This window comes from Bifidobacterium scaligerum (assembly GCF_002802865.1).
GTDB classification, from domain to species: domain Bacteria; phylum Actinomycetota; class Actinomycetes; order Actinomycetales; family Bifidobacteriaceae; genus Bifidobacterium; species Bifidobacterium scaligerum.
Genome location: NZ_PGLQ01000002.1, coordinates 477,445 through 499,265, shown reverse-complemented (window position 1 = coordinate 499,265; position 21,821 = coordinate 477,445). Strand labels below are relative to the sequence as shown.

Sequence of the window (21,821 nt, the reverse complement as noted above, 5' to 3'; positions counted from 1 at the left end):
AGGACGTCGTCTGCGCGTTTGCGTGAGAGTCCGCGGCCCTCGGCGGCACCGGCATCGGACTCGGCGACATCGTAGGTGATGCAATAGGCGAGGAAGTGGCACCGTACGGCGCGTACGGTGCCGCCGCAGGCCCCGGCTGTGTATATGGCGAGGCCTGTCCATAGGGTGCATGGCCGGGCGAACCGGTGTGCATGGGAAAGGTCATGGTTCCATTGTGCCGCGTTCAGGGCTTTGATACCGGGGTTTCAACCGAGGTTCAGGGAACAATCAGGGTGTTTCCGGGGAGATGTGCAGACAAATCATTGCTGTAATGGAACCATGAGCAATCCCACTATGAATTCTTATGAGCCGCAGCCAAACAAGGTTTCGCGGCGTTTCTTCGCTTGGATCAGGACGAGCGGCATCATGCGCGGCGACGACCGTTGGATCGGCGGTGTATGCAGCGGTCTGGCGGCTCGGCTCGGCTGGAGTCCCACCTTGGTCCGTGCGCTGATGATCGTTTCCACGTTGTGTTTCGGTTTTGGCGCGGCATTGTACGCGCTAGGCTGGTTCCTGTTGCCGGATGTGCGCGGTGGGCACATCCTTGGTGAGGATCTCGTCGCTGGACAGTGGAACTGGAACTGCCTCGGCTGCTTCCTGTTCATGGCCGTGGCGGTGGTGATTCCCGGTGCCGGTTGGGTGTGCATCGTGCTTGCAGCGGTCACGCTGTGGGCGCTCGCCAAAAGCGGTATTCGTCAGCAGGAGGGGTACGGGTTCGGTGCCCGTGGCATGCGCGGTAATCCGCCTATGACTGGCCCTGCCGGCACGACTGGTACGTACGCCGGTGGGCAGACCCCGTATGCGGGGCCGATGGTCTCCGGGTACGCTCCGGCTGGTCCGACCGCCCCATACAGTCCGTATGCTGGTCCCGCGCCGGCAGCACCGAACGCCGCCGGCACAGGTCCGATGGGAGCTCCCGTATATGCCTCACCTTATGCCGGTCCGTTCGCCGCGCCTGCGCCGATGCCGAACAATAGCCAGCCGATACCGCCGGTTTCGCACAGCCCGGGACTGGGATCCATGCCAATGGGACAGTTTGCTGCCGGCCCGGCTCCGCAGAACGCATACGCCGGTCCGTTTACGCCGGGTCCGGCCGGCGCTACCGCTTCCGCCGGCCGATACGCCGCACCACAGACCGATGCGGCACCCGCGAAATCGTTACGCCGCAAGCCGGCGGGCCCCGTTACGGTGCTGATTGTGCTGGGACTGATGTTCATGTCCTTTGCCGGCGTCATGGCCTCTATCGAGGCCAACGGCTTTGGCCTCGGCCCCATTATCGAACTGGTCACTATCTGGAGTGCGGCGGTTTGTATCGTGATGGGCGTTATCGTCGTGATTCTCGGCGTACGCGGTCGCCGCGCGGGCGGATTGATTCCGCTGGGACTGGTGGCAGGAGGATGTGCCGTGGCCATGATTTTCGTCTCCGGCACCTACTCCTCGTATTACTACGATCTGACTCATGACACCGGTACCTATGCGGCAACCGTGAGCCTCGACTCAGGTACCAACTCAAAGAACGCGTACGGTATGGATGAAGTGCAATCCGCTGGGATGTTGGTGGCGGATTCCAGCGATGACACGTTCGCGGCACTGAAGAGTGGGGTGCTGTTCATGGGCGACCGTTATGAGGACAGCCATGCCATACTCGATCTGTCCGCATGGAGCGACACGCATCCCGAGCACGAGCTGGAACTTCAGAATGGCAAGAAGACCATATCGTATTGCCCGGCCGGGAACATCACCTTATCCGCATACCGTTCGCAGATACACATCATCCTGCCGGATGGCTGTTCGTATGCGTTCGGCAATTATCGTGGCGGGTATCAGATAGCCGAGGCCATCGGCGGCAAATACGATGCCACGAGCAGCAGCTACAGCATCATGTCAATATCAACAGGCTTCCTGACCGATTCTCCGCTCACCTATGGGTCGGGTATGAGCGGAACCGAATACGAGTGGCTCAACAATTACAAAAGCTCACCGCTCGACGGTCCGGAACTGTTGATCGACGTGCCTTATGCTCTGGAGGCGCGGGTGAACGTGACGTATGTCTCGAATTGGGAAGGGTATACATTCCAGCAGTTCGAAAAGCTGCACGGTACCGAAGTCAGCCGCGATCAGCAGCGGCAGTCCTTGACGGATATCGATGAAACGTCAGTACACGTAAACAAGTCCGACTCTCAGGACTTCGATCAGGACAAGTAGGAGGAACAGCAATGAACAGCGATACCCAGCAGTTCCATAGCGTTGATGACGTGACCGCAACCAAGGCGCTACCGGTAGCCGATACCGAAACCATCGCTCCTGTAGATGGGGCCGTGACGGAACCATCCGATACCGCGGTATTGCCCGTGTCCGACAATACGGTGGCAACTGCAGTGCTGCCTACCGTTCAGGATGGTACGGCAACTGAAACGTTGCCTCCTGTAGTTGAATCGCTGGCTTCCGTGCCCGATGACGGAGATTCACGAACTCTTGCTTTGGAATCCGTGGCTGATCTTGTTGATGAAACGGCTGATAATACGTTCGCTGATCGATCCCACGATGCTGCCGAAACCGAGCCCATACCTTCCGGGACCGAGACCGCAGTCGACCATTCAGTCGAATCTATGGACGCCGAGTCGATGCCAGCACACACAGGAGACGAGCCCGATCCCAAGAACCTGCCCGTCGGCGAGCTGCCATATCACGACGAGACGATCGCTCCGGCGAACGATATACCGATGTACGGCGAAGCGTCCGCCGAGCCGAATCACGAGACTGGACACAACAATCAAGGCAAGTCCGAATCTGCCGCACCTCATATGGAGCAGGTGAAACAAGCCAATCCCATGTCTCCGTCAGCATCTGGCGCACCTGCGCAGCCGTCATCGAACAACAATCGTTCGCAGACGTATCCGCGAACTCCTGTCAACTCCGAAGCGAAGCGCGGAATAAGTGTGCTCACGATCATCTTTGGCATATCGGGGCTTGTCATCGGAGCGACAGCGCTGGTGTTTGGCCTGGTGTTCCCGAACACGATGATTCCGACGTTCGCCGCGGACCCACAGCTGATAGTGGCCGTCGCTTGTGGCGCCATCGGCGTGATTCTGGTGATCGTGGCCATTGTCTGGGCCATCATGGGAGCCGCAAAACAGCGGAAGGATGCAGCTGGGCAGTGATGCGAGTACACCTGTTGAGGTCATGAACGAGGACTGATGTTGCAACCGTGTCGGTTGTTGATGCCGACGCAACATCAGTCTTATTGAGCTGGGAGGGCGGATGAAACGAATAGCGCGCATCATAGCGATTGCTCTGGCCCTGCTGCTGGTGTTCGCCACACTCGGCTGGGCGATGATGCCGCGTTGGGACATCCGTCCTTACACCGATCACCTCACGGTCGCCACCAGCGATCCCGACATTGAACCCGCCAACGTCAGCATTCCGCATGAAGGGCGTTACCAGACCCGCGAAACCAATATCACCGTGAATATGGGCGGCGGAGTACAACTGCCTGCCGTGTTGCGTGAGCCGGTGAACGCTTCCGGGCTGCGTCCCGCCTGCCTGTTCATCCACGGTTCCGGTACCAGCGGGGCCGAGGATTTCGGCGATATCGCGAACGCCATGGCTTCCGCTGGCATTGTGACTTTGGTGCCCGCCAAGCGTAACGATGATTACACGGTGCTGCACCGCGATTATGCACGATTCGCCAACGAATACAGCCGCGCGATGGACGTGCTGCGCGGCACGGCCGGTGTGAACCCGAACGCCATCGGCCTATATGCCGAATCGGAAGGTACCTGGATCGCCACGATTCTGGCCGCATCCCGCAAGGACATAGCTTTTGCGGCGTTGACCTCTGCGCCCGTATTCAAAGGTCGCGAGCAGATGGCCATGGCCGTCAGCGCATACGCGAAAGAAGCGGGCGCACCGCGAGCGGTCATCAAAGATATGGCCAAGCTCATGTCGCTCGACTATGCGCCGTTCGACTTGGCCTATGCCGATTTCGATGCCGACCGATACCTGTCAACGCTGACTATGCCGGTGCTTGTCAGTTACGGTACGTACGATACGGCCATGCCTATTGAGCAAGGCGCGCAACGCATCATGGCCGCCGCGCATCGGGTGGGTAATGGTGATGTCACCGTGCGCTATTATGCAGCCAACCATCAAATGCGTGCCGGACAAGGCTTGTTCACGCCGAACCTGCCGCTGGCAGACGGGTATACGCAGGCGTTGGAGAACTGGATCAACGGTGTAGTGGCCGAACGTGGGAATGGCAGCGCGGACGCGGAAGACGCTGTGAGCCATACGAGCGTGGATGCGGCATCTTGGAATGCGGCGGGAGTTTGGACTACGCCGCAAATTGCCGGCGTGCAACCGCATCAGCGATTTGCGGCACCTGAACGCACTGATTCCGGCATCATCGGCTCCCTTGGTGTACTTGTTGGCATTATGGCTGCTGGTCCTGTGCTGCTGGCTGTCGCGATGGTGCTGGGACTTGGCGTGGCAGTGACATCTTTGTCACGGCGTCGCAGCTTGCGAGTGCGCATCAAAGGTAAGCGCGCAGCCTTGCACGTTCGTCCCCTTATGTATTCGGTTGCAGGACCGTTTGCGAGCGGGCCGAGTGGTCCGGCAGCTGTCAGCGAGGCTCCGACCTCGCAATCGGATACGGCTTCCGGACTATCTTCCGCGACACCATCACCGGGCATTGCCGGGCCATGTTGGTCGCTTGGCATCGTATCTGCGACAACAACGATGCTGGTGTATGGCTACTTGACTGTCGTGGGATTGGCATCGGTATATATGCAGCCGTTCCCGCGACTGTTCGGCGTCTGCTGGGCGGTACTGCAGGTGCTGACTGTACTGTTGGTGCTCACATACGCCGTGCAATTGGAATACTGGTGGCGCTCTCGCCGTTGCCTCACCGGCGCTCGCCACGCCATCTGCGGCATCATGGCGATCGCCGCGTTTACGTCGCTGACCTCCATGGCTTTTTGGGGGTTATTCACACTGCCGGTCCAGTTTTAGGCGTTCAGTGCAGTGCCGGCTCGGCTGGCACTGCACTGAGTCGGCACTGCACGTGTCACTGTACCGACCGTGTCACTGTGCGGCCTCGGCCTCATCCAAACTGTCAAAACCTCCCAATCGTACCGTGTTGAGCAGCGTCTCTTCCGTAATATTGCGCTGGGGGTCGGCGGCAGCGCGCTCGCGAATCATCGTTTCATACAGACCGAATGTGGTAGGGGAGTATGTGCCCAGTTCGCCGCGCAAATAGGTTTCAAACGAGGTGACGGTCGCGGTATCTTCCGCAGTGGTGAGTACGCGCATGGCCTCGCCCAACTTGGGATATCGGGAACGGAAATCAGCGGCCCATGACACTTGCTGGGCGATTATCTGTTCCTGCCGTGCTATGCGGTCCGCATCCAGCCGGGGAACATACGGCTCGATATTCGCCGCATACTCGGCCGGTGCGGTGGAAGCCATCATACGACCGTATTTTTCGGTGACGAGATTGCGGTCCACGCGGTCCGCCTCATCAAGGTCGGCGGCATACGATTCCAGCAACGGTCGCTCCCATGTGAGGAACTGGGCCAGTCTCATCTGATGAAACACCGGCCAGTTGCCTTGGCATGCAGCCCTTCCGCCCTCGTTGTTGGTGCGTTGAAATTGATCCCATTCATGTCGCACAATGGTCTCGCGCAGCTCATCGTCATTATCATGAGTATTCATTGCTGATTCCTTTCCTCGTTGAATATCAGCTTGCGGCTATCTGCTTTACGAGGGGTACATTTATCCCACTGCAAAATGCTATCTGCTGTGCAAGGGGTATCAGACATGCATGAATCCATATATTCATGTTGGTATTTCAACGGTTTTACGTAAGGCATGTCCGTTGTGATACCCCTCGTAAAACAGATAAAGGTTTTGAGATGAGCTGAAGTACCCCTTGCAAGGCAGAAACACATCCTTTTCGTTATAGACTGTGCAATATCGGATTGCTGGTCTGAATATGCTCCTCCACATACGGGCGTTGCCATTCCAGGAACGTCTCGCCGGACGTGGTCAGATGTTCGCGCAGCAGTTCCTTGACGATGTCCTCGGCGATCTGCTCCACGATTGATTCGATGCGAGCCGCCGCCGGTGCTGAGCCCTTGCCTCCCTCGCCGAACCCGGCACCGCCATAGCAGGCAGCCGAGGCGAGCCGCATCACGTCCTCCAACTTGGAGCAAATATCGGGCAGCTTTGCGAATATCGAGCCGGAGAGCTTGCGCAACGCCGCAAACCGCCATTTGTAATACGGCATATATCCCGCCACCATAGGGGTATTGATCAGAAACACCAGCGAAGCCGTGGCCTCCACGAACTCATTGATCGACAACCATGCCGCTGCGCCATCCGTGCGCTGCAACGATCGAGGCAGATTGTATTGTCCGGCTTGTGCAATCATGCCGAGACGCTTGGAAATCAAGGCCAGACGCACATCCTCGGGCATGTTCTTGAATCCCTGACGGGTTTTGGACAACAATCCCACTGGGTCGGCAAAGACCTCACCGTTGGTGGCGGTTGCCAGAGTGGCCTCGTCCAACATCAGCCATTCATGTGTCGCCTCGGCAGCCGGTGCCTCCGCATATCCGGTAATGGCGGTGAAGAAATCTCCGATGCGGAACACTCCATCACGTCGTCTGGCTCCCTGCGCCCGCGGGGTAGTGGGAGAAGGCATGCCGCCGGCATGTGTGTCGGCGTTGCTGTCCGTCTCGTCGGCTGAAACAAAAGTGATCTGTCCCTGCTCATCCACAACGAAGTTGCGAGGCAGCGACTCGTAATCGGCTTGCAGTTGTGCTCCGATCACCGCATAATCCTCATCCGAAAGCCACAGGCAGAACCGTGGGCCGAAATCATGATCCTGAGAGTATGCGTCGTCAAACCCATAGCATTCGGAACCATGCCCCACCAGACCGGCGGCGATACGGCTCGCATACTGCGGATATTTCGTCTCGATCATCGGTTTGCCCACCTGCTTCCAGAAGGCGCGTGCCAGCTTCAGACCGGATATCGGGCAGATTATGTGAGGTGTGGCTCCGGCGGCAGTCTTGTGGGCATTGCCGGACGGATCGGACGTAGCGTTTTCGTGGTCGCACGGTGCAGTTGCGGAATCCGCGGAAGGCTGCTGCGCGGGCGGTACAGGCAGATCGCTGACGTGTTGCTCGGCCTGACGTTCGGCCTCGCGCAGGTTCTCCTCGGTAATGCGCCAATAATCGGTGTCTCTGCCGTAGCATTCCTCGATAACCGCCAACGCCCGGCGATACCCGTCCACCGCATCGGCGTACCGTTTTTCAGCAAAGCATACCTGTGCGAAACCAGCCAATGCTGAGGCATAGTGCGCGGAATGTTCCAGATGTCCGGTTTTGTAGATGTCCAGTGCCTTGGCCGCATGCTGATGAGCGTCTTTCAGCTTAACGGGATCGTCTCCGGCTGAGGAGAGCAGGGCCAACGCCAGATTGGTGTGTGAACTGGCCACATCGATGTCCGCTTCCGGATTCACGCTGGATTCCTCTACGATACGCAAGGCTTCGCGTAGTTCGGCCTCCGCTTGGTCCGCACGTCCGGTTTCGCTGTACAGCATCGACAGATTGTTGTGTAGCGCCGCGAGTCTGCGATCGGTGGGGGAGAAGGCGCGACTGCACACATCCTGCGCCTGATGATAAAGGTCTTCGGCCTGATCGTATTGCTTGGCGGCGCGCATGGCTGTAGCGCAATTGATCAGTGTGGTGGCCCACGCTTCGGAAGTGCCGGTGGTCAGTCCCATGCGGGCGGCCAGTTCCAGTGCGCGCTGCACGATCCATTGGTTCTCTTGGTGTCGCCCTTGCGAGCGGTAGAATCCCATCGTTTCGTTGAGTACGGTCAGCAACCCGGCCTCGTCGCCGGCGTTTTCGGCGTCTACTGCCGCCTGTTCCAGATAGGGGCCGGCCTCGTGGGCGGCGGCGTGACGGTTGAAGATGTCGTCCAGTCCCTGAAGGAAGTCGTTGACGTCGAAATCGGCGGGTGTGTCTTGGTCTTCGTCTGTATCGTCTACATCCGCGGCGCCATGCTCGAATTGTGCGGCGAATTGTTGAAGCAGTGCGTCTTCGTCAACCACGGTGTACCTCCCTGAACCCGTTTTCCTACCAGTCTATGGGCAAGTCTATGAGCAAGGTGCCGTCGTCATACAACAAATCGCCTGTGAGTTTGCTCTCAGCAGGCGATTGTCGGAGTTTGAGGGGAGCTATGGAAGCGAGGAGCATCATTGATGTTTCGAGTTCCCCTATGTGGAAGGTGCGGGGGCGGGCATGCCGTCAGCGGTAGTCAGCGGTAGAAATCAATCCACCTTGACTTCGTGCATGCGGTGAATGGCGTCGGTGTTCGTCTCGCAACGCCACGAGTAGTATGCCAGCAGTCCCACGGCCACAATGGCCAACGGGAGACCTCCCAGACCGGTGAAGCGGTACTGCATGGAGAACGCATTAAGCATGGCACCGCCCACGATGGAGCCGACCGCGTTGCCGAAGTTGAACGCCACCTGCACCGCTGCACCGGCGATAAGTTCGCCGCCGCCCTGTCCGGATTCGGTCATCAGCAGCTGTTGCGGAGCGGAGACGAAGAACAGTCCGAATGCAATGAGGAACGTGAGCATCGCAGACGTCATCTGGTTACCGGGCAGCAGGAACACCATCAACAGGCCGAAGCAGGAAATCGCCTGACCAAGCGCAGCGGTTCCGGCGTGACGCCAACGATCGGTGATATGCCCGCCGATCAGTCCGCCGACCACCATGCCGAAGCCGGCAAGCATCATGAGTAGCGGCACCAGGCCGGACGGCCAGTTACCGGACTTCTGCAGCCAGGGGGAGACGTAGCTCCACCAGCAGAATATGCCGGCGTTGCCGGTGAACACGGCGGCCAGAATCACCCAAGGGCCACGGCGCGTAAGGAACCGGAACTGGCCGGTGATGCCAGCGTCCTTGATCGGAGCGACATATGGTATCCAAGCGAGTGCCAGCACAATCGTCATTGCCGCCCATGCGGCCAGCAAGCCGAACGCAAGTCGCCAAGAGAGGAATTCTGCCATCAATGTTCCGGCGGGCACTCCGAGCATGTTGGCTACGGTCTGCCCGGTGACCATCATCGCGACGGACTGCGCCTCCTTGCCTTTGTCGGCAAGGGTTTTGGCGATCAGCGTGGCTGTGCCGAAGAAGGCGCCATGCGGAAGCCCGGAGATAAAGCGTGCGGCGATGAGCATGGGGCCGTTGACGGAAACCGCGGAAAGCAGGTTGCCCGTCAATGCAATAGCCATAAAGAGCACGATGAGATTTTTCGGTGGCACCTTGCGGCCAAACACCAGAATCAACGTGCCGATACACACGCCGATGGCATATGCGGAAATATAGTGGCCTGCGGTGGGGATGTCGACGTTGGTCGCCGCCGCGGCCTGAGGAAGGATGCCCATCATTACGAACTCGGCGGCACCGAGGACGAACGCGCCCGAAGCGAGCGCTAACAAGCTTCTTTTCATGGTTCTCTCTTCTGGTTGCTCTTCGGCTGGTGGGTGGGCTGTGGACGGAGGAAGATTGTCCTTTGCCGGTTCTTGTGCTCCGCTCTTAGCGGGGTATTAGGAACATCGGTTGGAATATGGAGAAAGGGACCTACCGAATTTCTTCGGCAGGTCCCTTTCGGTTGTCGGGCTGGCGGGATTTGAACCCGCGGCCTCTTCGTCCCGAACGAAGCGCGCTACCAAGCTGCGCTACAGCCCGTTTTGGCAACGTCGTACAGCTTACGATATGTGGGTCTGATTGTACAAATTACGGCGTGTCGCCTGAAATTGCAACGATTGTGACGCTGATTCCCACTGTATTGCGATTGGTTTTTTCTGTAATGGGTGACTATGCGGCGGTTGCGCATCGGTGATTATGCTCGGCGATTAAGTCCAGTGCGGCGGGTGCGGCGTATCGATATTGGCTTGTCGTATTGGCTGCATAGAGAATTCGCCGGTCTTGCGTACACTGAAGAACCATGGCTGAAGTTGTTGAAAATACTGAGAATACCGAGAACGAAACCCCGGCCGTCCCGCAGATGAGCACCGTTGAGCGTGCGGAAATGCTGCTCAAGCAGGACGCCACCATTACCGAGAAGATCAAGGCTGGCGCCACGCTGGACGAGGCCGTGGACCCGAGCAATAAGGAATTCGGTCCGTTGGCGCACCCCGAGCAGGTGCAGATGCGTGTGGCCAAGCGCGCTATGATGCTGAACGCCGGCATTGCCCCTTACCCGGTGCATTTGGACGTCACCAGCACCATCGAGGAGGTGCGCGCCAAGTACGATGGCAAGCTCGAAGCCGGTCAGGAAACCGAAGATATGGTCGGCATCGCCGGCCGTGTTCTGTTCCTGCGCAACGCTGGCGGCCTGTGCTTCGTGCAGTTGTCCGCTGGCGACGGCACCAAGATTCAGGGCATGATTTCCAAGAAGGAGATCGGCGCTGATTCCCTGAAGCAGTTCAAGCAGCTGGTGGACCTTGGCGACCATCTGTATCTCAAGGGTCGTGTGATCGCTTCCAAGACCGGCGAGCTGTCCGTGTTCGCTACCGAGTGGGCCATAGCGTCCAAGGCATTGCAGCCGCTGCCGGCCCTGCATAAGGACCTGAACGAGGATACTCGTACCCGCAAGCCGTACATCGGTATGATTGCGGACGAGAAGATCCGCAACATGGTGCGCAACCGTTCCAAGGCCGTGGCTTCCCTGCGTCGCACTTTCGATGATCACGGCTTCCTTGAGGTCGAAACTCCGATGTTGCAGACCCTGCACGGTGGTGCGGCGGCCCGTCCGTTCACCACGCATATGAACGCCTTCGATCTGGATCTCTACCTGCGTATCGCTCCCGAGCTGTTCCTCAAGCGTTGCCTGGTCGGCGGCATCGACCGTGTGTTCGAGATCAACCGTGATTTCCGCAACGAGGGTGTCGACGCCACGCATGCCCCCGAGTTCACGATGGTCGAAGCCTATCAGGCGTATGGCACTTACGATTCCATTGGCCAGCTGGTCAAGGAGCTGGTGCAGAAGACCGCCATGGACGTGTACGGCTCTCATAAAGTCACGCTGCTGGACGGCACCGAATACGACTTCGGTGGCGAATGGCGCACGATCAGCATGTACGACTCCCTCTCTGAGGCGCTTGGCGAGGAGATCGTGCCGAACGGTGGCCCCGAGCATCCCGGCACCTCTGTGGAGCACTTGGGCGCCATCGCCGACAAGCTCGGTGTGGAACGCGACGATGTGGAGAACCACGGCAAGCTCGTCGAGCACCTGTGGGAGCACTTCTATGAAGACAAGCTCTACGAGCCGACCTTCGTGCGCGACTTCCCGGTCGAAACCTCCCCCTTGGTCAAGGGCCACCGCAACAAGCCGGGCGTGGTGGAGAAGTGGGATCTCTATGTGCGCGGCTTCGAGCTGGCCACCGGCTACTCCGAGCTCAACGATCCGGTTGTGCAGCGTGAGCGCTTCGTGGCTCAGGCCAAGGATGCGCTGGCGGGCGACGAGGAGGCCTGCGACATTGATGAGGACTTCCTGGAGGCACTCGGCGTAGGTATGCCACCGGCCGGCGGCATGGGCATGGGCATTGATCGACTGCTTATCGCGCTGACCGGTGCCACGATCCGCGAGACCATCACCTTCCCGCTGGTCAAGCCGTTGAACTGAATGGGGCTTTGTTCCTGATCCTTCTGATTCTGGCGAGGTTTCGGATTTAGTCAAGGTCCGCAAAGGGTTCTGCCGTATGGTAGAGCCCTTTTTGCATGTATTGACGTCCTTCTGGCATCCTCTTAAAAAGTGAAATCTATTCTGAAGAAACATGCGCCGAGGCAGTCGGCGGCAGTCGGCATGGTTCGTGGCCGCGCGTGTCGCGACGACAGAGGGCGTTACCATCATTGATTTGTTAAAGAAAGGGCGTTACTCCGTTTTTCCGGAGGCGTTACCGACCGCAGAACGACTCGTCGATAGGTCGTTCTTTTTTTGCGTACCTGGCAACCAGAGAGCAAGATCGGAGTAACGATGACCCTCAAGCCTGCCTCATCTCAGAACGAGATGACACAGAACGCTCAGGCCGACAAACTCGGCAGCGCCCCCTTCGCCGTCCTCGTGCCGGTCATGATGTCCTTCTTCGTGATGGGCTTCGTGGACCTTGTAGGCACCGCTTCCAATTACGTGCAGTCGGACTTCGGGCTGTCTGACTCGGTGAGCAACATCTTCACCACCATGACCTTCTTCTGGTTCTTGGTGCTCTCCGTGCCGGCCGGCATGCTCATGAACCGTATCGGCCGCCGTATGACCGTGCTCGTTGCCATTGCGATCACCGCGCTTGGCTGTCTGCTGCCGATCGTCGGCTATCTCATCCCGGCCGCAACCGTTCAGCTTGTCTTCGTCGTCGCCTCGTTCTGCCTGTTGGGCATCGGCAATACGTTCATGCAGGTCTCCCTCAACCCGCTTGTCGGCAACCTGGCGCATGACGAAAAACTTGCCGGCATGCTCACCTTCGGCCAGTTCGTCAAGGCCATCGCCTCGTTCATCGCCCCGCTGATCGCCGGTTGGGCCGCCACCACGTTTGGCAAATGGTGGCTGTTGTACCCGATCTATCTGGTATGTGCGATTCTCGCGTTCATCATGCTTGCCTTCGACGATATCAAGGAGAACGCTCCTGATTCCGGCAAGACCAGTGTGCTCGGCTGCTTCGCGCTGCTCAAGAACCCGGTGATTCTGCTATGCTTCCTCGGCATCGTGTGCCACGTGGGCGTAGACGTCGGCATCAACGCCACCGCGCCGAAGATCCTGATGGAGCATTCGTCCATGGGCATTGAAGTCGCTGGCGGTGCCACCAGCGTCTATTTCGCATTCCGCACCCTGAGCTGCCTGTCCGGGTCCGTACTGCTGCAGCGGTTCACTCGTAAGCAGATTCTTCGCGGTTGCGGCGCGCTTATGGTGCTTTCCTCGGTGTGCTTTATCCTGTTCGCCGGATTCGATGGCATGCCGGTGTGGCTGGCATATGCCGGCCTCGCTTTCGTGGGCATGGGCAACGCGAACGTGTTCTCGATTATGCTCACCACCGGTCTGCTGCACTTGCCGGAGCGCCAGAACGAGGTTTCCGGCCTGATGATGATCGGTCTGATCGGTGGCGCGATCTTCCCGCCGCTGATGGGACTGGCTTCCGATGCGATGGGCATGCAGCTTGGCGCCATTCTCGTCATGACCGTCGGTGTGGCTTATGTGGCGTTGCTCAGCGTCTTCTTCAAGTCCTACGGCTCTACCCGCTGAGAGCCTGAGAGGATTTGACGGTGCATGATCTGTGCGCTGCACGGGAGTAATACTCTCGGCAGCGTCGTGCTGGTAAAGCGCCGACTATACACCCCTGCAATCTATGAACCTATGAATCTATGAATCTATGAACCTATGAACCTGCTCCCCGTGGCGACCCTCGTTGTTCGTTGCGGGGAGTTGTTGTTATGCCATGGATGTCCATACGATGGGCCGCTGTGAAGGTTACTGTGGAAATCATGAATCTGCGTTTATGGCTCACCGGGTTGCGCCCGAAAACCTTGCCCGCCTCAATTGCGCCGGTATTGGTAGGTGCGGCGCTGGCCGTCCGGCGTATCGAACAGCTCGGTACCTGTATCGAGATATATCCGGTGCCGGCCGCATGCTTGGAGCGCCGAGCGTTGCAGGCTGACTTGACAAATCGATTCTGGCCGGTTGCCGTTCTGTGTGTGATCGTCGCGCTCTTCCTGCAGATCGCCGTCAACTATGCCAATGATTATTCCGATGGTATTCGCGGCACTGACGAGGGACGTGATACGGATGAAGCGTCGGCGATTGCCAACAAACCACAACGTCTGGTCGCATCCGGTGTTCCGGCCAAGTATGTATTGGCCGCCGCCGTGATCGCTGCGGCAATCGCGTGCGCCGCCGGTGTCGCAGCGATTCTTATCGCACAAGGATGGTGGCTGTTCGCGGTCGGCGCGGCGAGCCTGATCGCCGGATGGTTCTATACCGGTGGCAAGCACCCGTACGGATATGCCGGCTTCGGTGAAGTCGGCGTGTTCCTGTTTTTCGGACTCGCCGCAGTGCTCGGTACCGAATACGCGCTCACCGGCAGTGTTGATGCGCTGGGTGTGTGCGGAGCCGTTTGTTGCGGACTGAACGCCGCGATGCTGCTCATGGTCAACAATTTGCGTGACATAGCCGAGGATCAGCAGCATGGCAAATACACGCTGGCTGTACGGCTGGGGGAGCGCCGTGCTGTCATGCTGTTCATCGCTTGCTTGGTGGCTGCGTGGCTGCTTGGTCTGTATGTCTGCGTGACCCTATGGATGCCGTGGGGCGGCATATTGCCGTTCGCCGGCATAGTGGTATCCGTTCGCCTGTTGCTCAGCATATACAGGCACCAATTTCGCGCAGCGCTGGGCGCCGCCGGTTGCCAGACTCTGCTGTTCGCCATAGCCGTAGGTGTTGCCGCCGTTCTTTGAATATCCAATCTCAGCATCCGATTCGCACGAAAAGTGTGGGATCGGACATGTATTTGGGAGGTCTACGCATTATTCGCGCGAAAAGTGCGGGAGGGGGCATGTATTTGGGGGAGTTTACGTAATATTCGCGCGAAAAGTGCACAGTGGACAAGACGAATGCTCGTGTTTGGGCTATTCGGGCGGTAGACTGGCCGTATGTCTTACAAACTAGTACTGCTCCGTCATGGACAGAGCGCATGGAATAAAACCAACCAGTTCACCGGCTGGGTCGACGTTCCGCTGACCGAACAGGGTGAAGCCGAAGCCAAGCGCGGTGGCGAGCTGCTCAAGGAGAAGAACGTCCTTCCGGATATCGTGTTCACCTCCCTGCTGCGTCGCGCCATCAACACCGCCAACATTGCGCTGGATGCCGCAGACCGTCTGTGGATTCCGGTTGAGCGCAACTGGCGTCTCAACGAGCGTCACTACGGCGCTCTGCAGGGCAAGAACAAGACTGAGATCCGCGAAGAGTACGGCGATGAGAAGTTCATGCTGTGGCGTCGTTCCTACGCCACCCCGCCGCCCGAGATCGATCCGAACGATGAGTACGCCCAGAACCACGATCCGCGTTACGTGGGCGACCCGGTTCCGGAAGCTGAGTGCCTGGCTGATGTGGTCAAGCGCGTTGAGCCGTACTTCAAGTCCGCGATTGAGCCGGAGCTGAAGGCTGGCAAGACCGTCCTGATCGCCGCTCACGGCAACAGCCTGCGCGCCATCGTCAAGATGCTGGATAACCTGTCCGAGGAAGAGATCGCCAAGGTCAACATCCCGACCGCTATCCCGCTGCTGTACGAGCTGGACGAGAACTTCAAGCCGATCAAGCCGCGTGGCGAGTACCTGGATCCGGAAGCTGCTGCTGCCGGTGCCGCCGCCGTCGCCGCTCAGGGTCAGAAGTGATCTGAAGCGCTAGCGCTTAAGACATCAAGGGACTGCACAAAATCATGTGCAGTCCCTTTTTTCGTGTGCAGCTGCGTATCAGCGAGCCGTATGTTGCGCACAAATTGCCTCTTTGAGGGAATAGTAAGGGTTTGTGCGCGCACAAAACTGCGAAAAGCTTCAATAATGAATATCGTGTGTATTGAAGTGCGATTGGAATCGTTGGAAATAAGCCATTTTGTTCTTATTGATACATCTGGGCGCTCATGAAGCTTGCGCACAATAATAAAAAATCGCGGAATCATGAATGTTGTGCTCAGGCACTGTACGGAAAGCAAAAAGAAAAACGGCGCCCAGTCGTAACCGGAACGCCGTTTTCGTGCATCCCCTAGGGGATAGGTCTTGAATTATCGATCAGTCGATGTCGGTGCCTTCGTCCCTCGTCGGCTTCTTGGACGGATCGAAGCCGGAGACGATGTACACCACGCGTCGTGCGGCGGATACGGCATGATCGCCGAGACGCTCCAGGAAGCGGCCCAACAGCACGATATCCACGGTCTGTTGACGGGTGATATCGTCGGCGAGGGCCAGCTCGAAGGTCTGATGATGCAGTGCATCGAGCTTGTCGTCATCAAGAATCACATGCTCGGCGGTCTTGGCATCACGATCGGCGAGCATACCCACCATCTGATCGGCCGTGTTGCTCAGGAAGTCGATCATTTCGGCGAACACGGGCTGAGCGGATTCCGGCAGGGGAGAGGCCGGGTAGGTGCGACGGGCACCCTCAGCCACATGACGGGCCAAATCGCCCATACGCTCGAAGGTGGAAGCCAGACGCAGGGTAGAGACCACCACGCGCAGGTCGGTGGCCACCGGAGTCTGCTTAGCCAGCAGGTGGACGCACTGGTCAATAATGGATGATTCCAGGGCGTCGATTTCAATGTCGCCGTCGATAACGGTCTGTGCGGCTTCGACATCCTGCTTCAACAGGGCTTCGCCGGCGCCGTTGATCGCCTTACGCACATCCTGCGCCATGTGGTCGAGGTCGTCAGCTACCTGCTTCATCTCCTCGTTGAAAATAACGCGCATTTCTCTAGCCTTTCATGCTTTCGGTATTGCAACCTATACCAGTGTATTATTCCTGTTCTCCCGGCGCATCTCCACGCATCCAATCGCAACCTCATGTTGTTTCATTGTTCATTGGGTTGTTCACCTGATATTCATGTTCGCGGCGTGCCGTTTTGCTATATGGCCGATGCACGATGTGGAAGAATGGACGTTATGACTGTGATGCGGATGCCTTGGTTGATTGCGTTTGTCGTTGCCGTGGTGGTGCTCGTGGCGCTGATTGTGGTGATGGCTGTAGGATTGGCCACACATCGGATTCGGATTCACAGTGCTGCGGCGGATAGTGATAGCGCCGATGATCTTTCGGATGAAACGACTACGTTGCTATCGCTGTTGCCGGGCACTTCGATTGTGGTGGACGCGAACGATGAAGTGGTCCGCTGCAGTCCTCAGGCTTACCAATTGGGGCTGGTGTCAGATGATGCCATCGTGCAGCAGCAGGTGCTCACTACCGTGCATGAGGCACGGCGGGCAGGAGGACGGCACCAGTTTGACCTGACCACTGAGACTCCGGAACGTTATGCCAATGCTCGTGACCGCGGCGATCATGTGGACACGCGTTCGGTGCGTCGGCCGAATTGGCTGAAGGTCACTGTGGGACGCATTAATGAACGTTTTGTCGTCGTACTGGTCACCGATGTCAGTGAGGTGATTCGTTTCGCGCAGATTCGCGATTCCTTTATTACCAATGTATCCGAACAGCTGCTCGAACCTACTACCGCATTGGCGAAGCTTGCCGATTCGTTGGAATCTGAGGAAATCGATCGTGAGCATGTCACCGAAGACGCACGTCTGGTGCGTTCCAGCTGTAACAAGCTCAACCATATGGTTGCAGACCTGTTGCTGTTGATTCGTGCACAGGAGCCGATTACGCCGTCTTCGGCGAACCGGTTGAACGTCATGGACCAGGTGAGGGCCGTAGCTGAGCGTTTGCAGCCGCAAGCGGAACGAGATGGAGTCCGCTTGAACATCAAGGGAGACGCCGATCTGGTGATCAATGGTGACAAGGACCAGATCGACAGCGCACTCACCAAACTCGTCGAGAATGCCATCGGGTATTCCAAAGAGGGAGGCGTGGTCAGTGTGTCGGCGTCGCGCAGCACCGACGGCACGCAGGTGGTGATTCGTGTGGTTGATCAAGGCGTGGGCATTGACAAACGCGATCAGGGGCGTATCTTCGAACGATTCTATCGGGGAGCCGAACAGAGCGAACGTACGCGAGACGGGGTGGGGTTGGGCCTCGCCATCGTCAAGCATGTGGCACTGACGCATCATGGCGACGTCACTGTGTGGAGCGTGCCCGGCCAAGGCAGCACGTTTAGCCTGATGCTGCCAGTGGCCCGCTGACGCCCGATGGGCCGGCGCATGTTGAGACTGCTGAGCCTTCGCCTGAGGCTCTGCTGGAGCTTGTTTTCGTTACGGCTCTACTGGCCCAGACGCCGGTAATCCCACCGGTCGAAATGTTCCCAGACCAACATCAGCAGACCGATGATCACACCGGACGCACACATGATGACCATGGATTCCGCACGATCGTCGAATAACGTTACGATAAGCGCCGCCACCAATGCCATTGCCCATAACGCGGTACCGATGCCGAATACCTTACGTAAATCCACCCGCACCGGCTTGGGCGCTGGCTTACGGACGGCTGGGTCGATGATGGGCGCGAATTTCATATCTACGCACTCTAGTAATAGGTATGCCCTCTGCAGATCCGAGACCTAAGACTTACCTCAGTTTGTCTATGACTCGGCACCGGCAAAGGGCATGATCGCAATTCGTTGGGATTCGGCGTACGCCGAGCCCAGAATCACAGGTGCTCAACCACGTAATCGACGCACTTGGTGAACGCGATGACATCCGATGGCTCGACGGATGGGAATACGCCGACTCTCAGCTGGTTGCGACCCAGCTTGCGGTATCCGGCGGCGTCCACGATGCCGTTCTCGCGCAGTATGGCGAGCACTTGGCTTGCCTGGACCTGCTCGTCCAGATCAATGGTGACGACGGCGGTGGATCGCGCATCTTCCTGAGTGACGAATGGCGTGGCGTACTCGCTGCGTTCTGCCCACGAGTACAGGATGGATGCGGACTTGGCGCAGCGTGCGCTGGCCCAGGCGAGACCGCCGTTGCCATTGAGCCAACGGATCTGGTTCTCCATCATGATCAGCGTGGCCAGAGCTGGGGTGTTGAGCGTCTGATCCTTGCGGGAATTGTTCAGCGCTTCGATCAGCGACAGGAAAGGCGGCACCCAGCGGCGGGCTCCTTCCAGATGCGCGTTGGATTCCACTCTGGCTGCGCGCTCGATGGCGGCAGGGGAGAGAACCGCCACCCACAGACCTCCGTCGGATCCGAAAGCTTTCTGCGGGGAGAAGTAGTAGGCGTCGGTTTCAGCAATGTCGATCGGCAATGCGCCGGCTGCACTGGTGCCGTCGATCACGGTCAGGGCACCTGCCTCGCGGCTGCCCGGTACGCGATGAATAGGCGCAGCGACTCCGGTGGAAGTTTCGTTATGAGCCCAGCAGTAAGTGTCCACATCCTCAGTGAATTCAGGCAGACGGAATGTTCCCGGCTCGCCCTTGAAGATCACCGGGGTTTCCAGGAAGGGGGCGTTTGCTGCGGATGCGGCAAATTTGGCGCTGAAAGAGCCGTAGGTGCCGAAGGCGGCTCGTCTTGCGATCAACGAGGCGCAAGCCACCTCCCAGAAGGCGCTGGCACCGCCGTTGCCCAATGCCACCTCATAGCCGTCAGGCAGGTGGAAGAACTCTCGCAGACCGTCGCGAATCGAGCCCACCACCTGTTTGATAGGAGCTTGTCGATGCGAGGTGCCCATCAGAGTGGTGGCACCGGCGTCAATTGCGGCGATCTGTTCAGGACGGATTTTGCTGGGGCCGGAGCCGAAGCGCCCGTCCTCAGGCTTCAGGGATTCAGGAATGCGCAATGTTGTAGTCATGGCCTCCAAGGGTAGTCTGTGAGACGGAATACGGCTCGAATGTGCTCGATTGTTAGGCGAACGGAGTCGGATAGAGCAGGACGTAAATCGTTTGACACGCCCGGGCGATTCATGGGCGGGGTGGTGCTTGACGTGTGTACGTTGTAGAGTACAACATTGTGACGGTAATGTGAGGTTCCCGGAAATGAGATACCGAGAGCTGTCTGAGCCCATCCAAGGAGTAATCAGTAGTTATGAAGCATGCTTCGCATAAAGCGACCAAGGTTTCGCGCCAGCAGTTCAGCTTAGCGAAAGCGCTGTTCTCCTCCGGCAAGGGTTCCCATTCCATCCGTGCCGTGCGCGCAGCGCAGTCCGCTGGTGCCGATGCCGCTATGTTGGGACTTGATCCGGCCATCGCCGAGAAGATCAACGAGATCGCCCCGCAGACTCGTCGTTCCATTCGTCAGGCTGCCCGCGCCGCCGAACGTCGTAGCCATATTCTTGCTTCTGCCTCGCTGGCGGCTTTGGTGGGCACTGCAGCCGGTGTCGTCGCCTTTGCCGGTAACAACGATGACAATACCAATACTTTTGTGGCTGATCCGGCCACTACAACCACGCAGATCAAGCGTGTGAGCGATGTGTCCACGGCTTCCCGCGCCGAGGCCCGAGAGGATCTAGCCTCTTCCACTACTGCCGCTACTGGTCAGTCCAACGAGGGTGGCTGGGGCTTGAGCAACTCCGATACCTCTCTGGATGCCAAGTTGATGAACCGTAACACGGCGAACAATCCTGTGGTGTCCGCACTGTTGGATGCGGATGGTGCAGCCGTGCCTGCCGGATTCAATGCCAACCATGAGGTTGGCACCTCGGGCAACAACTATCCTTGGGGCCAGTGCACGTGGTATGCATATCTGCGTCGAACCGAGTTGGGCCTACCTACCAGCGGTAATTTCGGTAATGGTGGTCAGTGGGCTGCCTCTGCTGCTGCACTGGGATACTGGGTGGACAATACGGCGCGTCACGTTGGTGATGCCGTGGTGTTCACTCCCGGTCAGATGAATGCCGATGCGACATATGGCCATGTGGCCGTAGTGGAGAAAATCAATGCCGACGGTTCGGTGGAGATTTCCGAATCCAATGTGAAGGGTCTCGGCGTGATTTCTTCTCGTACCCTAAGTGCTGCCGATGCCGGTCAGTTGCAGTACGTGCATTTCTGATCGATATATCACTGATCACTGATTGGCGCTAATTACCGTCATTGCAATGCCACCTCGTTGAAGCCAGTGTGCTAGAGGACGGTTTTCTGCGGTTCCGCAATACGACACGCCGTCTTATGCGAGTGACCCCAGCATGTTTCGCAGCTTTCGCATAAGCCGAATTAACGTGTGGCGTGTATGGTGTGAGTTCTATGAAGACCAAATCCGTAGCTTCTTCCTGTGTTGCGGTGCTTGCCGCCTCCATGTGCTTCTTCGCGTTTGCTCCTGCTGCCATTGCCTCGACCGAGCAGGAGGGCACCATCACCTCGACGAGGTCTTTCCCCTCGTACACCAAGGCGTATAAGAATCTCACCGCTGAAGCTGTGTCTACGGATGTGAACGACGATGCTGACTGGGGTGGCCTCGAAGACCTGAACGTGCCTCAGACCGAATCCCAGGCGGAGAAAGAGGCGGCTGCCGCCAAGAAGGCCGCTGAAGAGGCTGCGGCTGCCCAGGCTGAGGCGGAAGCCAAGGCTCAGACGCAGGCTCAATCCGAGGCCGCAAGCTCTGAGGCTGCGAGCCGTAGTGCCTCTCGATCCAGCATCACTTATGCCGACGCCTCGGGCTCCGTGACCGCCGGTGCCGCCGCTTCGATTGATCGCGCGTATTCGCTGATCGGTCAAAGCATGGATTGCACCGCGCTGGTTACGCAGGCGCTTGCGGCCCGCGGCATCAATTTCCATGGTTGGCCTGAGGAATACGTCAATGTTCCCGGCGGTCAGGTGGTCACCGACGGTACGCTTCAGCCGGGCGATATCCTTATCTACGCGAACACCGGTGGATACAACGGTGGCGCCCATTATGATCATGTGGCGCTGTATGTCGGCAACGGAATGGCCGTTCATGGCGGTTGGAACGGATACAGTGTGGCCCTCGCTACCGCGATGACCGAAAAGATCACCGTCGTGGTCCGCATTCCGTAAACGGTTATCCGCGGTTTTCCTGATTATCCGTGGTTATTCGCGTTATTTGCACCCCGTTGCACAGGCATATCGCGTTCGTGCAGTCGTCGTTTCTATGCTCTCG

General features: G+C 58.3%; 16 protein-coding genes and 1 tRNA gene. 10 read left to right on the top strand and 7 right to left on the bottom strand.

Features of this window, described 5'->3' with window-relative positions:
* Window positions 1–318 precede the first annotated feature (318 nt).
* The 3 genes from CUU80_RS05185 (at window position 319) to CUU80_RS05175 (ending at window position 5,049) form a co-directional block, all read left to right on the top strand.
* A complete protein-coding gene (locus CUU80_RS05185) occupies window positions 319–2,244 on the top strand; it encodes a PspC domain-containing protein (RefSeq protein WP_165775835.1) in 1,926 nt (641 codons plus the stop codon).
* Between the two features lie 11 nt (window positions 2,245–2,255).
* Complete coding sequence (locus CUU80_RS05180) at window positions 2,256–3,200, top strand: sodium/calcium exchanger protein (protein WP_100496267.1); 945 nt, start codon at window positions 2,256–2,258, stop codon at window positions 3,198–3,200.
* A gap of 100 nt (window positions 3,201–3,300) precedes the next feature.
* Window positions 3,301–5,049 carry an alpha/beta hydrolase family protein gene (locus tag CUU80_RS05175; RefSeq protein WP_100496266.1) on the top strand — a complete coding sequence of 583 codons (1,749 nt, stop codon included), beginning with the start codon at window positions 3,301–3,303 and terminating at the stop codon, window positions 5,047–5,049.
* A gap of 72 nt (window positions 5,050–5,121) precedes the next feature.
* On the opposite strand, the gene CUU80_RS05170 is transcribed toward CUU80_RS05175, so the two are convergent.
* From CUU80_RS05170 to CUU80_RS05155, 4 genes are all read right to left on the bottom strand, one after another.
* Window positions 5,122–5,751 (bottom strand): DUF4125 family protein, encoded by a 630-nt coding sequence (locus CUU80_RS05170; protein WP_100496265.1) that lies wholly within the window; start codon window positions 5,749–5,751, stop codon window positions 5,122–5,124.
* 244 nt (window positions 5,752–5,995) lie between these two features.
* The gene (locus CUU80_RS05165; RefSeq protein WP_100496264.1) at window positions 5,996–8,158 is read right to left on the bottom strand and encodes a DUF4037 domain-containing protein; all 2,163 of its coding nucleotides are present in this window, start codon (window positions 8,156–8,158) and stop codon (window positions 5,996–5,998) included.
* 219 nt (window positions 8,159–8,377) lie between these two features.
* On the bottom strand, window positions 8,378–9,568 hold the full coding sequence (locus tag CUU80_RS05160) for an MFS transporter (protein ID WP_100496263.1): 1,191 nt from the start codon (window positions 9,566–9,568) through the stop codon (window positions 8,378–8,380).
* A gap of 164 nt (window positions 9,569–9,732) precedes the next feature.
* Window positions 9,733–9,806 (bottom strand) — tRNA-Pro (locus tag CUU80_RS05155).
* A gap of 259 nt (window positions 9,807–10,065) precedes the next feature.
* Here CUU80_RS05155 and lysS point away from each other — a divergent pair.
* From lysS to CUU80_RS05135, 4 genes are all read left to right on the top strand, one after another.
* The gene (lysS, locus tag CUU80_RS05150) at window positions 10,066–11,745 is read left to right on the top strand and encodes a lysine--tRNA ligase (protein ID WP_100496262.1); all 1,680 of its coding nucleotides are present in this window, start codon (window positions 10,066–10,068) and stop codon (window positions 11,743–11,745) included.
* 384 nt (window positions 11,746–12,129) lie between these two features.
* On the top strand, window positions 12,130–13,353 hold the full coding sequence (locus CUU80_RS05145) for an MFS transporter (protein ID WP_100496415.1): 1,224 nt from the start codon (window positions 12,130–12,132) through the stop codon (window positions 13,351–13,353).
* Between the two features lie 239 nt (window positions 13,354–13,592).
* On the top strand, window positions 13,593–14,561 hold the full coding sequence (menA, locus tag CUU80_RS05140) for a 1,4-dihydroxy-2-naphthoate octaprenyltransferase (protein WP_100496414.1): 969 nt from the start codon (window positions 13,593–13,595) through the stop codon (window positions 14,559–14,561).
* 195 nt (window positions 14,562–14,756) lie between these two features.
* Window positions 14,757–15,497: a phosphoglyceromutase gene (locus CUU80_RS05135; RefSeq protein WP_100493512.1), complete on the top strand. Its 741-nt coding sequence runs from the start codon at window positions 14,757–14,759 to the stop codon at window positions 15,495–15,497.
* 393 nt (window positions 15,498–15,890) lie between these two features.
* Here the strand turns inward: CUU80_RS05135 and phoU are convergent, their stop codons facing one another.
* On the bottom strand, window positions 15,891–16,565 hold the full coding sequence (gene phoU, locus CUU80_RS05130; RefSeq protein ID WP_100496261.1) for a phosphate signaling complex protein PhoU: 675 nt from the start codon (window positions 16,563–16,565) through the stop codon (window positions 15,891–15,893).
* Between the two features lie 192 nt (window positions 16,566–16,757).
* Here phoU and CUU80_RS05125 point away from each other — a divergent pair, with 192 nt between their 5' ends.
* Entirely contained in the window at window positions 16,758–17,951 is a 1,194-nt protein-coding gene (locus tag CUU80_RS05125; RefSeq protein WP_100496413.1) for a sensor histidine kinase, read from the top strand.
* 77 nt (window positions 17,952–18,028) lie between these two features.
* Here the strand turns inward: CUU80_RS05125 and CUU80_RS05120 are convergent, their stop codons facing one another.
* Window positions 18,029–18,283: a DUF2530 domain-containing protein gene (locus CUU80_RS05120; protein ID WP_100496260.1), complete on the bottom strand. Its 255-nt coding sequence runs from the start codon at window positions 18,281–18,283 to the stop codon at window positions 18,029–18,031.
* A gap of 134 nt (window positions 18,284–18,417) precedes the next feature.
* Window positions 18,418–19,560: a phosphoserine transaminase gene (gene serC / locus CUU80_RS05115; protein WP_100496259.1), complete on the bottom strand. Its 1,143-nt coding sequence runs from the start codon at window positions 19,558–19,560 to the stop codon at window positions 18,418–18,420.
* A gap of 233 nt (window positions 19,561–19,793) precedes the next feature.
* On the opposite strand from serC, the gene CUU80_RS05110 reads away from it, so the two are divergent.
* Together CUU80_RS05110 and CUU80_RS05105 are read left to right on the top strand one after the other, a co-directional pair.
* Entirely contained in the window at window positions 19,794–20,756 is a 963-nt protein-coding gene (locus CUU80_RS05110) for a CHAP domain-containing protein (RefSeq protein ID WP_100496258.1), read from the top strand.
* A gap of 191 nt (window positions 20,757–20,947) precedes the next feature.
* A complete protein-coding gene (locus tag CUU80_RS05105; protein ID WP_100496257.1) occupies window positions 20,948–21,718 on the top strand; it encodes an NlpC/P60 family protein in 771 nt (256 codons plus the stop codon).
* Window positions 21,719–21,821: the final 103 nt, after the last annotated feature.

What these genes read in the sequence shown, in the direction of transcription:
- CUU80_RS05135 (WP_100493512.1), top strand. Translation starts at nt 14,757, where the DNA reads ATGTCTTACAAACTAGTACTGCTCCGTCATGGACAGAGCGCATGGAAT.
- phoU (WP_100496261.1), bottom strand. Translation starts at nt 16,565, where the DNA reads ATGCGCGTTATTTTCAACGAGGAGATGAAGCAGGTAGCTGACGACCTC.
- CUU80_RS05145 (WP_100496415.1), top strand. Translation starts at nt 12,130, where the DNA reads ATGACACAGAACGCTCAGGCCGACAAACTCGGCAGCGCCCCCTTCGCC.
- CUU80_RS05120 (WP_100496260.1), bottom strand. Translation starts at nt 18,283, where the DNA reads ATGAAATTCGCGCCCATCATCGACCCAGCCGTCCGTAAGCCAGCGCCC.
- CUU80_RS05160 (WP_100496263.1), bottom strand. Translation starts at nt 9,568, where the DNA reads ATGAAAAGAAGCTTGTTAGCGCTCGCTTCGGGCGCGTTCGTCCTCGGT.
- menA (WP_100496414.1), top strand. Translation starts at nt 13,593, where the DNA reads ATGAATCTGCGTTTATGGCTCACCGGGTTGCGCCCGAAAACCTTGCCC.
- CUU80_RS05170 (WP_100496265.1), bottom strand. Translation starts at nt 5,751, where the DNA reads ATGAATACTCATGATAATGACGATGAGCTGCGCGAGACCATTGTGCGA.
- serC (WP_100496259.1), bottom strand. Translation starts at nt 19,560, where the DNA reads ATGACTACAACATTGCGCATTCCTGAATCCCTGAAGCCTGAGGACGGG.
- lysS (WP_100496262.1), top strand. Translation starts at nt 10,066, where the DNA reads ATGGCTGAAGTTGTTGAAAATACTGAGAATACCGAGAACGAAACCCCG.
- CUU80_RS05125 (WP_100496413.1), top strand. Translation starts at nt 16,758, where the DNA reads ATGACTGTGATGCGGATGCCTTGGTTGATTGCGTTTGTCGTTGCCGTG.
- CUU80_RS05185 (WP_165775835.1), top strand. Translation starts at nt 319, where the DNA reads ATGAGCAATCCCACTATGAATTCTTATGAGCCGCAGCCAAACAAGGTT.
- CUU80_RS05110 (WP_100496258.1), top strand. Translation starts at nt 19,794, where the DNA reads ATGAAGCATGCTTCGCATAAAGCGACCAAGGTTTCGCGCCAGCAGTTC.
- CUU80_RS05180 (WP_100496267.1), top strand. Translation starts at nt 2,256, where the DNA reads ATGAACAGCGATACCCAGCAGTTCCATAGCGTTGATGACGTGACCGCA.
- CUU80_RS05105 (WP_100496257.1), top strand. Translation starts at nt 20,948, where the DNA reads ATGAAGACCAAATCCGTAGCTTCTTCCTGTGTTGCGGTGCTTGCCGCC.
- CUU80_RS05175 (WP_100496266.1), top strand. Translation starts at nt 3,301, where the DNA reads ATGAAACGAATAGCGCGCATCATAGCGATTGCTCTGGCCCTGCTGCTG.